The following is a 16,199-nucleotide window of genomic DNA, read 5'->3' as shown; positions in this document are numbered from 1 at the left end:
CTCTCCTAGCGGAACGTTTTTCGTTCGGTGCGCAGCAGCAGCATAAGAAAAAAAGGTCCGCCCAGAAACGACGTGACCACACCGACATTGATCTCAAAGAGCGGATCGATGCTTCGACCCAACATGTCAGCGAGGATGAGCAGGCTGGCGCCAAGCAGCGCAGACGCCGGAATGAGAACCGCGTGGGATGAGCCCACGAGACGGCGCGCCATGTGCGGGACGAGCAAGCCGACAAAGCCGATCATACCGCTCACAGAAACCGCTGCCCCCGTCATGACAGCAACAAGCGTGATGAGGACGCGTTTTGTCCACTCGACGGAAACTCCGCTCGAATACGCATTGTCCTCCCCAAGATGGAGCAGATCGAGGGGGCGCGCATAGAAAAAAGCGATGGCGATGCCAAGCAGAATGGGTGGGGCGATCATGCCCACCTGGCTCCACCCATCCCCGTCAAAGCCACCCAGCAGCCAAAAGACAATGCTGCGCATGCTCTCGTTGTTGACAAGCGTCAAGACGAGCGAGACAGCCGCTCCAATCATCGAGCTGACGACGAGACCCGCGAGCAACACGCCAATGAGCGATGTGCGTCCGGAGCGCGTCGCCAGGAGATAGACGATCGTCACGGAGCATCCTGCCAGCAAAAAGGCACTGAGCGGCAGAACGTACGGAGAAGCGACATCCCAGCCAAGCGCAAGCGCAATCACCGCGCCAAGCGTTCCGCCGGCGGAAACTCCGAGAATCCCGGGGTCAGCCATCGGATTCTTGAACACCGACTGCACAATCGCACCGGATACAGATAGCCCCGCACCAACGAGCGCCGCGCACACGACGCGCGGTTCACGCAGCGCGCTGACAATGATGTCATTCGGGGCGCTGCCATTTGGGTGAAAGACACCGTGAATGACCTGTGCAAGCGTTAACCGCACAGGTCCGATGGCGATGCCAAGCAGCATGCTCAAGGCGAGCAAGATAAGCAAAACAATCAACCTGATCGAGCGAAAAGAGGATGGCCGCATCCCGGAGATCACTTCGTTGCGTTTAGAATGATTTGCCGCATGTCGTGCACACCCCAGACGACAAACTGCGAGACCGCCGAGAGGTTCGCGTCAGACGCCGTATACACGTGGTGATTCACCACCGCTTTCAAATGAGCAAAAGCCGGATTGGCGAGAAATGTCTTAAGCTCTGTGTCAGCCGCCCCTGAATCATCGGGAATGACGATCACGTCGGGATTCATTGCAATGACTTGCTCAGGGGTCACTTGCGCCCATCCGTTGACTTTGGCCGCCGCGTTGACTCCACCTGCGATGCGAATGAGGTCATTGGCTGTCGTATTTGTCCCCGCAACGTAATTGTAGCTGTCATAAAGCACCGTCGGCCGCTTTTTGGGCTGATGTGCCTGATACCATGCGAGATTCGCTTTCATCTGATCGACCAGCTTGGCTGCCTGCCCTTGTGCGTTGACCAGTTGCCCAAGCACCTGAATGTTTTGCTCAATGTTTGCAATCGAATTGAAATTATTAAACTCGTACACAGGAATCCCTGCATTTTTGAGTTGTGCAACAACTTTTTGATTCACATAATCCGCCACGAGAACGAGATCTGGCTTTGCTTTGATGATGGCTTCTGCATTCAAGGTGCCGTTTGCGTCTCCAAACACAGGGATGTGATCTTTGGCGATCGCTTTGGTAACATGGGAGTAGGTTGCCTCTGTCGCTGTATAGTCCACACCGATGAGTCGCTTGATCGGAATCATATTAAAAAGCGCTTCGTCATTTCCCAGTGTAAGTGAGATGATGCGCGTCGGTTGCGCTTTGAGCACAACGGTTTGTCCCGTCTGATCCTTGATGGTGAGTGGATACACGGTTTGCGGAGCGGTGCTGCGGTGCGCGACGCTGCTCTGGTGCACCGTTTTTTTGCTGACGTGCGCTGTAGCGGCGTGGGCGAGACCGACACCAAGAAGTGACGTGCCAAGCGCGAGTGTTGTCGCGATTCGGGTGAGTAAGCCTTTTTTCTGCAAAACAAAAACCCCCTCTGAAGATATGCCCCAGTGCATGATAAACGTCGCAAAATAGCCGACAGCTTCGCTGTCGGCTTGTATCGAATAGGCGTTGTCAGATAACTTATAGACGCGCGATCCGCTACACCTACCTTTTGCGCGAAGGTCTTCTGGTGGCATTTGAAGGTAGGTCTCCTGGCTTGCGATTCCACGCGCGAAACGCCTTCCCCCACCGCAGTGAAGTGGCTGCCTCAAAAGCTTGTCTCACGCAAAATCGATACAGTGGCGCGACCGCTCGGGAGTTTCACCCGATTCCCTGTTATGCGCTATTGCGCACCTTCATTTGGTATTATATCGTAGACCTGCCAGAATGTCGATAGATCGATAAACCCTCTCACAATGCACACAAAGAGGTGCGGCAATCCAGAAAGGATTGCCGCACCTCTTTTGGCGGTATCACTCAATCCTGCGTCACACGAACGTTTGTCACGTTACGCAACCGTTGAGTTTTTACCCGCATTCTTCTTGAGTTCTTTCAACTCATTCGTCTCAAATCCGGAAGCGACCGCCCAATAGTAACAAATGAGCGACACGATCGCGATGACAATGATATCCATGGGGAAAGCAATGGCGCCAATACCCCCAAAGTTTTTGTCCCCGAGATAAGAGATGATAAGAAGCGCTGCTATATAGACAACGAGCCAGATTCCACGCGAGATATCGCTCGCGGAAAAGCCGTTGACAAAAAAGGCGATCACATAAATAACGAGTCCGGCGAGAATTGCGTAAAGAGCTGCCTGGTCAACATTCCACCCCGACCAGTACACGATAAGTCCTGACATGATAAAGGCGATCGGTGCAACAACAGGCATACTTTTTAGAAAAACTGGGCGATGAAGATCAGGCGCCGTTTTTCGAAAGCTCGCCGCAGAAACAGGACCGATCAGGTAGCTGAACACACCCGTAACGGAAATAAATCCGATGATGTGCGCCCAACCTTGCGAAGGGAACAGCGTGATGATGCCAACGATCATGTTCAAGATCATCGCGTTGGCAGGCACTCCGCGCGTATTGATTTTGCCGAGCCATGAATGCATGTAGCGGTTTTTCGCCATGGCATAGAGCCCGCGTCCGGTCGAAGCCGTGTAAACAAGACCCGTTCCGCTCGGAGAGAGCCATCCGTCAATTTTAAGAAGCAGTGCCAACCAACCGAGATTGAGCGTAATTGCGAGCCGCACCCACGGGTTGTCAAAGCTCACATTGGCCCAGCCTTTTGCCGCGTCGGCAGTTGGGACACCCGCGACAAACGCTGCCTGAAGTGCAGAATAGACGACGATGCCAATCAGGATCGAGAGAACAACGGCGCGCGGAACGTCGCGTGTTGGATTCTTTGCCTCACCTGCGAGTTCAATCGCTTGGCGAAACCCGAGGAACGAAAAGACGATACCGGAGGTTCCAATCGCCAGGAAAACTTTAGAAAATCCGTTACTGGCAAAGCCTTGGCTTGTGAAGTTGCTGTAGTGATGCGCGCCAAAGAGAAAAATAAGGGCAGTCCCAAGCGGCACCAAAAATTTAAACCATGTGAGTGCCGTGTTGGCGCGAGCAAAGTATTTCACACCGTAATAGTTGATCAAGAAGAAAATGAGAATAAGCGCAGCCGATATGAGCAGCCCTACAGGTGTGAGGAGGCTCGTCTGAGTATTGTAGAGTCCTGGAATATAAGCGTTTGCAAGCTGTGTAACCGCTTCCGCTTCCGCAGGCGCGACCGTCACCCATGTGAGCCAACCAGCCCACGCCATGATAAAGCTTACAAAGGTGCCGTGAGAGTACTGCGGATAGCGAATCGCCGCGCCCGCTTCAGGCATCATGGCGCCGAGTTCGGTGTAGACCAAACCGAGCAGCAAAATGGCGACGCCGCCAATGATCCAAGAAAGAATCGCGGCAGGTCCCGCAATGGACGTGGCGGTCTGAGAAGCCAAGATCCATCCAGATCCAATAATTCCTCCGACAGAAGCGAAGGTCAAATCGACGAGCGACAACTCTCGTTTTAATTCAGGTGATTGCATGATACGCCCCCTCTTTCGTCTTTTTGTGAGCGTGCAGATTACTTGCAGACCCACACACAGCGACATCGCCATGTATGGGTCTAGTATATTCGCGAGTTATGACGCTTTTCCTGCAAGTCCTCACACATTCATTCAAAGAATTGCTTCGACATTCGTATTATTCGAGGATAAACAACAGATCGCCCGCCGACACCGAATCCCCGACATGCACCGCAATCTGCTCTACAAGCCCGTCGCGCGGAGCCTGCACCTGCATCTCCATTTTCATCGCTTCCGTCACCAACAGATATTGTCCCGCGACAACGCGATCCCCTTCTTCAACCATAAGTGAGATGACCGTACCCGACATCGAGGCACCAATTTCTTTGGGATTTGACGGGTTCGCCTTGCGTCGCCCTTTGGCGCTGACCGCTTCTTGTTGATCGACCACTTCGACTTCGCGCGGCTGTCCATTCAACTCGTAGAAAACCACACGCGTTCCATCCGGCCGCGGAGCGGATACGGAAATCAGGCGAATCATCAGCGTCTTGCCGCGATCGATCTCCACGATCGCTTCTTCGCCCGGTCGCAATCCGTAAAAAAAGGTACCTGTATCAAGAACAGACAAGTTGCTGTATCGATTCTGTGCCATCGCAAAATCGATGTACACTTGTCCGTACAGGGCGTACGAAACGACATCCTGCTCTGTGCAGATACGTCCTGTTTTTTCCTTCAACTCTGCCGCGAGTTGCTCGAAATCAACAGGGGGAAGCCCTGCGCCAGGACGCTCCTTGAGCGCTTCTCTTCCTTTTAATACAGCATCCTGAAGCCACGTCGGGAACCCCCCATACGGCTGTCCCATGAGACCTGAAAAATAGTCGACAACTGAACCCGGATAGTCAAACTCATGGGCCCTCTGTCTCAACTCTTGCGCAGAAATACGGTTTTGTACAAGGAATAACGCAAAATCCCCCACCATTTTCGAACTCGGCGTCACTTTTACAATGTCACCGAGCAGGTCATTGACTTCGCGGTACGCGCGCTTGACCTCATCAAATCTTCCGGCAAGCCCGAGCGACTCAGCCTGTTTTTGCAAATTGGTGTATTGACCACCGGGCATCTCGTGTTCATAGACATCTGCCGCACCTGCTTGCAGCCCGCTCTCAAAGGGCTGATACCACTCACGCACTGCGGAAAAATAGTCACTCTGTACACGAAGCGCGGACAGGTCCATTCGCGTATCACGTGCTGTATTCATAAGAGATGCAACAACTGCGCTACTGCTAGGTTGCGATGTTTGACCAGACATCGAACTGAGTGCGACGTCTGCAATGTCAAGTCCCGCATCAACTGCCTGCAAAATTGTCGCCACGCCAGTTCCCGCAGTGTCATGTGTATGCAAATGAATCGGCAAGCCAACATGTTCTTTCAGCGTTTTGACCAAGAGGTGTGCAGCCTGCGGCTTTAAAAGCCCGGCCATGTCCTTGATGGCAAGAATTGTCGCACCGGCCCGCTCCAGTTGCTTGGCCAAGTCAACATAATAGGCAAGATTGAACTTCGTGCGCTTTTCATCCATCAAGTCACCGGTGTAGCAGATGGCCGCTTCAGCAATCATACCGTTGTGTCTCACGCGCTCAATCGAACCCGCCATATTCGGCACCCAGTTCAGACTGTCAAAGATGCGAAAGACATCGATGCCAGCCATCGCAGCTTCATCGATAAAGTGATTGACCACGTTGTCTGGATAGTTTTTGTAACCGACCGCGTTTGCCCCACGCAAAAGCATCTGAAAGAGAATGTTTGGGATGCGTTCACGCAAAACAGCAAGCCGCTCCCACGGGTCCTCTTTCAAGAAGCGCATCGCGGTGTCAAACGTTGCGCCGCCCCACATCTCAAGCGAAAAATAGCCTGCCGTCTCATGCGCAATCACATCGGCAATACGCACGAGGTCATACGTGCGCATGCGCGTCGCCAAAAGGGATTGATGCGCGTCGCGCAGCGTAGTGTCTGTCAGCCAAAGCTGGCCGCTTTGCTTCATCATGCGCAGCAGTCCGTCCACACCTTCTGCGAGTAAAACATCGCGCGTTCCCGGCTTTGGTTTATCGTCATAGCGATACGTTGGAAAAGATGGGAGGCGCACGGTCGGTTTCTTTACGCCATGCTTGATCCCTTCAGATCCATTGACAGTCACATCAGAGATGTATTGGAGCAATTTGGTCGCCCGGTCCTGCCTTTTGCGGAAAATGAAAAGTTCAGGATGATCCTCAATCAAACGCACGGTGTAACGGCCGCTGCGGAATTCCGGGTGATGAATGACGTTGTCAAGAAACGGTATGTTTGTTTTTACACCGCGAATCCGGAATTCTACAAGCGCCCGGCTCATCTTGTCAATCGCACCGTCAAAGCGAAGTGACCACACTGACACTTTCTCCAACAACGAATCATAGTATGGCAGAATGCGCGCGCCGCTGAATCCATTTCCGCCATCCAGGCGAACGCCAAATCCACCTCCCGTGCGATAGGCAGTGATTCGTCCCGCATCAGGCAAAAAGTTGTTTTGCGGGTCTTCCGTCGTGACGCGACTCTGGATCGCATATCCCCGACACATGATACTCTCCTGCCGCTCAATTCCAATCTGCGGATCTGAAAGCGGAACACCTTGCGCAATCAACAATTGCGCCTGTACGATGTCAATCCCCGTAACCAATTCAGTGATCGTATGCTCAACCTGCACACGCGGGTTTACCTCAATAAAATAGAGCGAGCCATCCGCGCCAAGCAGAAACTCAACCGTTCCTGCATTTTTGTAATTCACGCTTTTCATGAGACGAAGTGCCGTCTCGCAGATCATCAGGCGCTTTTCATCTGGAAGCAAAGAAGGTGCTACCTCAATCACCTTTTGATGGCGGCGCTGAACAGAACAGTCTCGCTCATAGAGATGAACAATATTGCCGAAGGCGTCACCGAGGATCTGTACCTCGATGTGCTTTGGATTGTCGACCAATTTCTCAACATAGATGCTCGCCGCGCCAAACGCTGTTTGCGCCTCGGATTGCGCGCGCATGTACGCCTCTTCCAGTTCTGCGTGGTTCGTCACTGCGCGCATTCCGCGTCCGCCGCCGCCGCTGACCGCCTTCACCATCAGCGGATAGCTAAACTCCTCAGCAAACTCGCGCGCTTCCTGAACAGAGACCGGGCCTTTGCTGCCAGGGACAACGGGTACATTCGCCTCCATCGCCTTCTGGCGCGCCGTCACTTTGTCTCCAAACATTTCAAGGTGTTCAGGCGTCGGTCCGATAAATATGATTCCTGCTTCTTCACACGCTCGCGCAAATGCGGCATTCTCCGAGAGAAATCCGTATCCAGGATGAATCGCATCACACTCGTGACGCTTTGCGATGTCGAGAATGCCTGGAATATCAAGATAAGCCTCAACAGGCGCTTTGTCTGCGCCAACAAGGTACGCCTCATCCGCCTTGTAGCGGTGCAGCGCCAGACTGTCCTCTTTTGAGTAAATCGCAACGGTGCGAATGTTCAATTCCGTGCACGCGCGACAAATGCGAATGGCAATCTCACCGCGATTTGCGACAAGAACTTTTTTAAATTTCATCAGTGCCCTCTCCTGTCTCCTTATCTGTGTGGTGAGACAGGGATATTGTACCATGACAACGCAAAACCATTCGAGTGCTATCTAAGAATTCAGCAAGAACGAAGCAAATGGGTTGATATATACGGTTTGAGGTTCAGTCGATCACGTGCAATTCCCGCGTGAATTGTGTTAAAACCTCAACACCCGCCTCAGTGACGCAAACATCGTCTTCGATGCGGATACCAAATTTGTTCGGCAAATAGACACCAGGCTCAACGGTGAACACCATGCCTGGCGCAAGAATAAGTTCATTGCCCTCCATCATACTCGGATATTCGTGAACATCGAGTCCAAGCCCGTGTCCAGTACGATGTGTAAAATAGGCGCCCAATCCTGCTTTCTGGATCACTTTACGCGCCGCGCGATCAACATCCTGCGCTACAGCCCCTGGTTTTACGGCATTGACTGCTGCGGCTTGCGCCATTTTGACAACCTCATAAATGGACAGTGCCTCTTCGGACGGGACACCGAATGAAACCGTGCGTGTCGTATCCGCCGCATATCCATCGATCTTTGCACCGTAATCGAGTACCACCAGATCTCCCCGCTTTATCTCTGACAAGGTGGGTCCTCCGTGTGGGAGCGCACCGCGCGGGCCTGCACACGCAATCGTGGCAAACGGCGTCCCTTCCGAGCCCAGCTTGCGCATTTGATACTCCAATTCAGCAGCGACATCCAGTTCCGTCATACCCACCTTAAACAATGGGAGGGACCGTTCAAGCGCACCATCAACGATCTGCGCCGCACGGCGTATTTTTGCGAGTTCGTCATCCCGTTTGATCAGCCGAATCGCAGTCAGCGCGTCGTCTGCGGCACGAAATGTCACTTCTGAGGCACCTGTCAGCGCCTGATACTCAAACATGCGAATCGTCTGCGCCTCGTACCCGAGCACCGTTTCAGATGTGAAGCCCATTTTTTGAGTCAAGTTGCGCAACGCACGAAGCGGGCCCTCCTCGTCGCGATATGTTTCAATGTGCAAAAGATCGGCACTTCGGGCAGACTCTGCCTCAAGTTCGGGAAGGAGCGCTGACTTTTCGCCTGACTTGTTTACAAACAAGAGGGTCAACCGCTCGCTCGCATGCATGGAAAGCCCTGAGAGATAGCGAAAACTTGCGCCTGGCGTCAAGACAAGATCGGTGATGCCCAGTGACTTAAAGGAATTTTGCAGCGTATGGGTGTGCATTGAATTGCTCCTTTTTCGCGTGAATCTTGCTCAATTTTTTAATTGCTCTTTTTACAGTGAGATTGTCTGTCCGGCAAATTTACCGACATACGTCCCATCCCCGAATGTTTTGGAACGTCCTGACGAGTGACGCGCGTGGGATATCTCCTTTATCCAAACGATATCTTTTGTGACATTCACATGAACTCCATTTGAGTAAATGGCTGTCACCGTCACCGACGGACCTCTGGAAAAGTGTGATGCGAAAGAAGGGGGTGACGATAAATGAAACGTGACAACGTGCGCAACCTGCAGATTAATGGAAGCGAGTTGCGACTTGTAGACTACATTAACGGTCACCATCTGATCGCGGTTTGATTGCGTCGTCACCATGCCGTTTGCCACGCGGATTCCATCGTTTGAAGCATACCAGTCACCCGCAACCGTAATATCTCTAGATTTTTTATAGCTTGATCCATAAAAGGCATTCAATTGAAGAGGCAACCCTGAATAGAGCGTGAGACCTGTTGCCGGCCTCGCAATAAAAAGTCCTTCTCCCTGTTGCCAGTCGATCGTATCAAACGTGACCGTTCCATTTTTGTGACGGGCAATGTTGCGCACATCCATTCCAAATGACGACCCCGCATACATCATGTTTGACGGTTGGCTCGAAGCTGTTAATTTATTATTGCCAGTCATGCTGGGATACGCATCATCATACGAAACCCCACTGTTTGCAGGTGCCAGCAGATCGTTTTTTCCGGACGCACCGACAATCGCCAAATCATCGTGTTTTGTGACGTTTTGAGAAGGCGTGTTCAACACATTGTTCAGCCAGTCCGGGCTGTTTGGGTTGACTTGGCTCGCATCCACATGCCAAATCAGGAGTCCTTGATTTGGCAGCGCCGCATCATAGCCGATCGGCTCAACATTATCCAAAAGCAAATACTCCTTTTGCCGCTGCGGCGCAGGAATCAAGTCGATAGAAGGAGACTTTTCTATCGGCAAGAGCACATTTCCAGTCACACTGTGATTCAAAATCTTCGGTTGAACCCAACCAAGAAATAAGAGACTGTACGGATCGAGGAAAGATGGCGATGATCCTGAAGGATTGCCATTCCAATTGCCCGTTCCCATCAAACTAAACGGACCGTCGCCAACCCCTGCGTTCGCGCTTCCCGACGTGTCATAGAGATCATCCAGCCCCAACATATGTCCAAACTCGTGCGCGTAAACGCCTATCGATGAGGGCGATCCACCGGGATCTGCGAGTTCCGGCGCCAAATCATACGTGCTCACCTTGGCAGATACAGGACTTGAAGCGTACACAGGAACTGAGATTGACGTATCCAGTGTGCTTTCTACTGGCCAGATCAATCCAGCATCTGTTGGATCGACATCCGCTCCATAGCCGCTGTAGACAATCGCCAGGTACGAAATGGTCCCCTGGTAGACATACGGACTGAAATTAAATTGCGCCTTCACCAATTGCGCAATCACATCACTTACAATTCCGTCATCATTGGTCGGAAACGGGCCACCTGACCCATTATCCTTGTTTGCGTAATACGCCTCCGTGTGAGGAAGAGTCATCCACTGAGACGACTTACCCTGAGCGCCTACAACATTGCCTTTCATTTTAAACTGTCCATAGGAAACACTGCGAAAATAGGCAGCGACAGAGTTAGATGAAGAAAAATATGTATGGGCCACTCGCGAGAGTGGCGTGGTAGCCTTTTGCCCCGCGAATTGCACAGCGACAACGAGAACTTGCGCATTCGCGGTCGTCGGTACTGTTCCAAAAGCATACAAAGAGGAGTGTTTCTGATTGGAGTTGCGAACCATTGAACCATACCGTGGCGTGTCCGTCTGCAGCCGCAAGATCTCTGTAGAGGAATTCGCCATGTTGAGCGGAACACGTTGTGCAAACGTGTCTCTCACAGGTAAAAGTGCATAAACCCCTAAAAGGGAAAAGAATAGAATGCGCACAGATGCGAGACTCATATTTACGCGCAAAGGAATGAACTTCAGGCAAACCACCCGATTCTGCCAACATTGTGAATCAATCATACTATGGCTGCGCAACCCTTACAATCGTTTTAGAAAGTAGCGCAATTACAATGAAAGGGGCTTCATGCTTCGCGCTCCAGCATGTGATAAAAAACAAGCGCCGCACTCTCTCCCATTTGAGCGAAGGTGCGAGCAAAAACCTTTACGGCCCCCTCGCCATCCAAGCAGAGCGCGTCTGAAAAAAACGCGTGGAGACTTCCGTAGTGATTTCGAAGCGCGATACACCGTTTCGCATTCTCAATCGTCGCTTTCACTTTTCGGGCATTGCGCACAATTCCCGACTGGATCGAAAGAAGTTGCTCAAATCGTTCATCATCATAGGAAGCTACCGCGTCAAGCGCAAAAAAGTCGAATGCAGTCCGAAACGCCGACCAACGTTTGTTCACAACGTGGGCACTAAATCCTGTCAGAAAAATGACCCGTGTCAACATCTCAAAGTATTGCTCATCACTCCGAAATGCCAAATTTGCATGCGATGTCAAAGGCAAAAGATGTTCCACGCTACTCCTCCTCGCAACGGTTTGTAGATTGATCCTACCCTTAGCGCGCGCATTTGACCATGCAGGATTGTAGCATTTCATCACGTATGAGAGTGCACCAACAGGCTCCTCCATCTGAGAGGGTGCAGGCGTTTTTGTGCTGTTTTATTAAAACACTCCCGTATCGCTCCCTCTTTCATTCAAGAGATAAAATGTCTGCTAAATTGAAATATTGAACCGCCAATCGAAAATGCCAATTCACCTCCGCGCCCCATGGAGACGGTATAAATGCGCAAAATTTGAAACATCAACAAAATACCTAGCAATTTATTGAGTGCATGTGTTGATTTTGTCTGCTCTGGGAATGTAAATTTACTCGGCAATTTGCGTTCAACACGCTGAATGGTGTTAGCGGTCGTGACAAAACGAATCTCCTTGCCTTGCGGAAAACTGACCGCCGTGATGACAAAAGGCAATCTCCGAAAGAAAAGCTGCACCCCTATCGCAAAGTTCATAAGTGCGAGTACAGCTTTCTCTGTACTTAGATGTCGGATCGAGCGCTCCGTTGATAATCGTTTCCACTCGAACAGCGGGGAGCGAATGCGAAAAAAGAGCGCAGAGGACCCCACGGTGATTCCATCGACATACGCATCACCTGCAAAAAGAAGAAGCGCCATGTACGCTTCAAGTTGAACATAAAACTCTGATCCCGGACGGTGCAGCAGAGGAGGGTACCCACTTGTCAATCGCCAAAATATCGGCCCACGCAAATCAAAATGAAACTCTCTTGAAGTGATATTGACTGACCCTATGTTCACGTATCCTGTCGCGAGCAAAACACCCGCCAAGATGGCTAATTCTCTTTTTGTCAGTTGAAGCAAGCTCGTTTTCACATGACGGATTTCCTCTCACTCTCACGCTCACGTGCATCTTCGACCGTTTCTCTCCACCACGGTTTTAAATGGTCAAACGCAAATACCGTCACTGCAAGAATCCCTATGATTGAAGCAACACCAGCTACTTCACGCGTTCTTTTCACCCACGCGGGCTCTGGCGTTTTTTTCTTCAGACGAAGCAGAACGGGCCCGATCCTTCTCTCTCATCATGGATTCCCTCCGCCTTACGTTGGCAACAGATAGAAAAACAAAAAAAGTACAATACCTGTAAAAAGCAGAATGATATCGTGAATGACGTCGTGTTTTTTTTCGTTCATAACGTTCACCGCCATCGCATTTTACCTTGCTCCATTGTATGGAGAAACTAGATACACTGGCACCTGCAAACACACAGCAGCCTTGCCATTTCTCTCTATATAAGACAGGACTAGCCGTTGTTTGATAAAAAAAGAACCCCTGCTCCAGGGATTCCCTTCATTTTATGTTCATGTTAAACTGCCATTTTGAAAAAGACTACTCTTCGCTACCAACGAGTACCGCCAAGCGCTCGACTGCCTGCTCAGCGTCGCTTCCCGATGCGCGAAGGGTGACCGTCGCCCCTTTTGGAATCACAAGCGACATGACGCCCATGATGCTTTTGGCATTGACCGACTTGCCGTCCTTGTCAAGAAACACATCACTGCTAAAGCGGTTTGCCTCCTGCACAAATTGAGCCGCAGGGCGCGCTTGAAGTCCCGCACGCAAATTGACCTGTACCGTACGTTCTGCCATCTTCAGTTCCCCCAATAACCCTGTGTCGTCAACCGCGCTTCATTCAATGTTACAGTCCATCCATGATTTATCACATTATACCAAATCCGTGGCGGTGTGACTATGCGCGAAACGGTCATTATCAGAAATCCCACATTCTGCACGGATTCGTTGGGCAATTTCATCAAGTTTGCGCAATCGGTGATTCAACCCCGACTTGCTTACGCGTTCCGGCAACAATTCAGCAAGCTCAAGCAGAGTGATTTCTGGATGGCGCAATCGCATCTCAGCGACAACGCGCAGCTTTGGCGTCAGTGTGTGAAGTCCTCGCTCTTCCTCGATCAGTCGAATGTTTTCGAGTTGCCGCACGGCGGCCATGATCGTCTTGTTCAGGTTGGCCGTCTCGCAGTTGACAAGCCGATTCACCTGATTGCGCATCCCTTTTACAACACGGACATCCTCAAAATGGAGTAGCGCCTGATGCGCACCGATCAATCCTAAAAACTCGACGATCTTCTCGCCTTCCTTAATATAAACCAGAAATTCTTTTTTGCGCGCCGCTGTTTTTGCATGAAAATGATAACTATTCATCAGTTCAAGAATCGCGTGCGCCTGGCGCTCTGTGTGTGCAGCCACTTCCAAGTGATATGAATTGCTGTCCGGATCATTGACCGATCCACTCGCCATGAACGCACCACGCAGATAGGCGCGCTTGCAACAGTCGCGCGCGATCGCAGATGGCGGAATCGTCGTTTGCAGCGTATCTTCCGCCAATCCAAGCGAAGTTAAGACGGCGATTCGATCTCGTCGAATACGGACGATGTAGACGTTGTTCTTTTTTAGTCTCATTTTTTTCTGAACGATGACCTCAAGCGCTACAGATGTGTGCGTCTTTAAAAGCGAGTAGATCCGACGCGCGATTGCCGCATTCTCCGTCGAGAGATCGAGCATGGCCCCCTCACGGATCGCGCCGCATTGCTGAATCAATGCAGTCAACTCCGCACGTTCACAACACGGTTTCGTGACGATGTGCGTCAGTTCCTTTTTCGTGCGCGCCGCAAACGACATGACCATCCTCCTTTACTAGCGCCGATGTTCCCGTCCAATCAAAGCGAGCACTTGTTGCGCAATCAGATCTGGATCATGCCGGACATACGAGGCATTGTGCAAAAAATTCCGCGCAATCACCGTAAGCCCTAATGCGTGCAGTTTCTCCACATCAGCAACGACCGCATGCGCGCCGCGAATGCCGTACTGATCACTCATCTCCGCAGGGACTGAGGCGGAGTTTACAATGATCATATCAAAAAAACGCGGACCAACGTGGCGATAAATGGCTTCAACGTGCTGCGACGCCGTAAATCCATCCGTCTCCCCCGGTTGCGTCATCACATTACAAACATACATCACCTTGCCAGCCGACTCACGCACAGCGTCAGCAATGCCTGGGACAAGCAGATTAGGGAGCACACTCGTATAAAGGCTTCCCGGCCCAATCACGATCGCGTCCGCTTCGCGTATCGCAGCCAGCGCGTCAGGAAGCGCCAAGACATCGGCTGGCGCGATTTCGATCCGTTCGATCGTTTTTCCCTGTCTTGGAATCGCCGACTCACCGACTACCGTCGTGCCGTCTGTATAGGTTGCACGGAGGGTGATTTCTTGTGTGGCCGCAGGCAATACGCGCCCGCGCACTGCCAAAACGCGGCTCGTTTCTTTGACGGCCGTCTCAAAGTCACCCGTGATGCTTGTCATCGCAGCGAGAAATAAATTTCCGAAACTGTGCCCCGTCAGGACAGATCCTTCTTTAAAACGGTGTTGCAAAAGTTCTTCAAGCAGTGGCTCTGTGTCAGCGAGCGCAACCAGACAATTGCGAATGTCTCCTGGCGGGGGCATGTCAAACTCCGTGCGCAGGCGACCAGAACTTCCGCCGTCATCCCCGACTGTTACAATCGCGGTAATCTCAGCACCCTGGTTCTTTAGTCCGCGCAAAAGCACAGGCTGCCCCGTTCCTCCGCCAATCACGACAACACGCGGACGGCGCTCGAACACAAGCGCCGCATAGCGTTCGCGCGCGCGCTGTCGCACAAATACGAGAATCAGTGAAAACAAGCCGAGCAGTACACAAAAAAGTCCGATGAACCACCATTTCAACGCGACGTAGGGAGAGGTGAGGTTTGTGATCAAGAGTCCTGCGCCGAATGCGACAATGATCCACGCGTACTTTACGATACGTCCGCTCATCGCTCACCGTCCTTACCCACATCGCGATGTGTCACTGAGACGGCGTGATGTGCCTGCAAGTGTTCGCGCAGCCGCTCTGCAAGCGCAACCGAACGGTGACGCCCGCCTGTGCATCCGATGCCGACGATGATCTGTGACTTGCCCTCGTTCTCGTACTGTGGCAGCAAAAAATCGATCATCTCAAACCAGCGCCTGACAAACTCCTCCGTCTGCTGGAACCCCATGATATAATCGTACACTTCCGGATCTTGTCCCGTGCGCGGACGAAGCGCCTCAACATAGTAAGGGTTTGGCAAAAAGCGCACGTCAAACACCAGATCTGCATCAATCGGCAGTCCGTATTTAAAGCCAAAAGAGATGACGTTCACGGAAAAAACCGGATCATCCCCGCCTGCGCGAAACTTCTCTGTGAGCAATTCCTTCAACTCAAGTGGCCGCAGGCGACTCGTGTTAAGAATGACATGCGCGCGTTCGCGAACCTCTTTAAGCAACTCTCGTTCCCTGCTGATCCCGTCAACCAGTCGCCCGTTTGCGGAAAGCGGGTGTTTGCGCCGGGATGCTTTGTAGCGACGAACCAGCGTCTCATCATCCGCTTCAAGATAGAGGATCTGGTACTCAATCTCGTGTTCTTCAAGTTCTGTCAATGAATCGAACAATTGATCAAAAAAAGCTCCTCCGCGCAGATCACAAACGAGTGCGACGCGTCGCACCGCATTCGCAGAGTGCAAGAGCAGCTCGCTAAACTTGCGGATCAGTGCTGGCGGTAAATTGTCTACACAAAAGAATCCTAGATCCTCAAGGCTTTGCACCGCGAGCGTTTTTCCTGCACCAGACATCCCTGTGATGATCAGCATGCGAACAGGCAGCGCCACGTCGTCACCCCCTTATCCTTCAAATTTAGCCGTCAC

General features: G+C 51.8%; 13 protein-coding genes and 1 riboswitch. All 13 genes read right to left on the bottom strand.

Annotated features, from left to right (window positions below):
- Positions 1-5: 5 nt before the first annotated feature.
- The gene (locus tag ATW55_RS11070) at positions 6-1,016 is read right to left on the bottom strand and encodes a FecCD family ABC transporter permease (protein WP_067717321.1); all 1,011 of its coding nucleotides are present in this window, start codon (positions 1,014-1,016) and stop codon (positions 6-8) included.
- Positions 1,017-1,024: 8 nt separating this feature from the next.
- Positions 1,025-2,179, bottom strand: coding sequence for an ABC transporter substrate-binding protein (locus ATW55_RS11065; RefSeq protein ID WP_067717317.1), 1,155 nt, complete (start codon positions 2,177-2,179; stop codon positions 1,025-1,027).
- Positions 2,168-2,355: riboswitch (cobalamin riboswitch) on the bottom strand. It overlaps the preceding gene by 12 nt.
- Before the next feature lie 135 nt (positions 2,356-2,490).
- A complete protein-coding gene (locus ATW55_RS11060; protein WP_067717314.1) occupies positions 2,491-4,065 on the bottom strand; it encodes an APC family permease in 1,575 nt (524 codons plus the stop codon).
- A 157-nt stretch (positions 4,066-4,222) separates the two neighbouring features.
- Positions 4,223-7,654 carry a pyruvate carboxylase gene (locus tag ATW55_RS11055; RefSeq protein WP_067717311.1) on the bottom strand — a complete coding sequence of 1,144 codons (3,432 nt, stop codon included), beginning with the start codon at positions 7,652-7,654 and terminating at the stop codon, positions 4,223-4,225.
- Between the two features lie 133 nt (positions 7,655-7,787).
- Positions 7,788-8,876: a M24 family metallopeptidase gene (locus ATW55_RS11050; protein ID WP_067717308.1), complete on the bottom strand. Its 1,089-nt coding sequence runs from the start codon at positions 8,874-8,876 to the stop codon at positions 7,788-7,790.
- Between the two features lie 51 nt (positions 8,877-8,927).
- Positions 8,928-10,844 (bottom strand): M6 family metalloprotease domain-containing protein, encoded by a 1,917-nt coding sequence (locus tag ATW55_RS11045; RefSeq protein WP_160327230.1) that lies wholly within the window; start codon positions 10,842-10,844, stop codon positions 8,928-8,930.
- Between the two features lie 143 nt (positions 10,845-10,987).
- On the bottom strand, positions 10,988-11,425 hold the full coding sequence (locus tag ATW55_RS11040) for a DNA-3-methyladenine glycosylase I (RefSeq protein WP_067717303.1): 438 nt from the start codon (positions 11,423-11,425) through the stop codon (positions 10,988-10,990).
- 179 nt (positions 11,426-11,604) lie between these two features.
- Positions 11,605-12,297 carry a hypothetical protein gene (locus tag ATW55_RS11035; RefSeq protein WP_067717300.1) on the bottom strand — a complete coding sequence of 231 codons (693 nt, stop codon included), beginning with the start codon at positions 12,295-12,297 and terminating at the stop codon, positions 11,605-11,607.
- Positions 12,294-12,443: a hypothetical protein gene (locus ATW55_RS16345; protein WP_160327229.1), complete on the bottom strand. Its 150-nt coding sequence runs from the start codon at positions 12,441-12,443 to the stop codon at positions 12,294-12,296. The genes ATW55_RS11035 and ATW55_RS16345 overlap by 4 nt, the downstream gene beginning before the upstream one ends.
- A gap of 370 nt (positions 12,444-12,813) precedes the next feature.
- Entirely contained in the window at positions 12,814-13,071 is a 258-nt protein-coding gene (locus tag ATW55_RS11030) for an HPr family phosphocarrier protein (protein WP_067717297.1), read from the bottom strand.
- Positions 13,072-13,146: 75 nt separating this feature from the next.
- On the bottom strand, positions 13,147-14,118 hold the full coding sequence (gene whiA, locus ATW55_RS11025; RefSeq protein WP_067717294.1) for a DNA-binding protein WhiA: 972 nt from the start codon (positions 14,116-14,118) through the stop codon (positions 13,147-13,149).
- A gap of 15 nt (positions 14,119-14,133) precedes the next feature.
- Positions 14,134-15,291, bottom strand: a complete 1,158-nt coding sequence (locus ATW55_RS11020) for a gluconeogenesis factor YvcK family protein (protein WP_082685764.1) — start codon at positions 15,289-15,291, stop codon at positions 14,134-14,136.
- Positions 15,288-16,145 carry an RNase adapter RapZ gene (gene rapZ, locus ATW55_RS11015; protein ID WP_067717390.1) on the bottom strand — a complete coding sequence of 286 codons (858 nt, stop codon included), beginning with the start codon at positions 16,143-16,145 and terminating at the stop codon, positions 15,288-15,290. Before rapZ ends, ATW55_RS11020 begins: the two co-directional genes overlap by 4 nt.
- Positions 16,146-16,199: the final 54 nt, after the last annotated feature.

Source organism: Ferroacidibacillus organovorans (genome assembly GCF_001516615.1).
GTDB lineage: Bacteria > Bacillota > Bacilli > Alicyclobacillales > SLC66 > Ferroacidibacillus > Ferroacidibacillus ferrooxidans_B.
The sequence above is the reverse complement of the archived record's forward strand: the minus strand, read 5'-3'. Positions and strand labels throughout refer to the sequence as shown.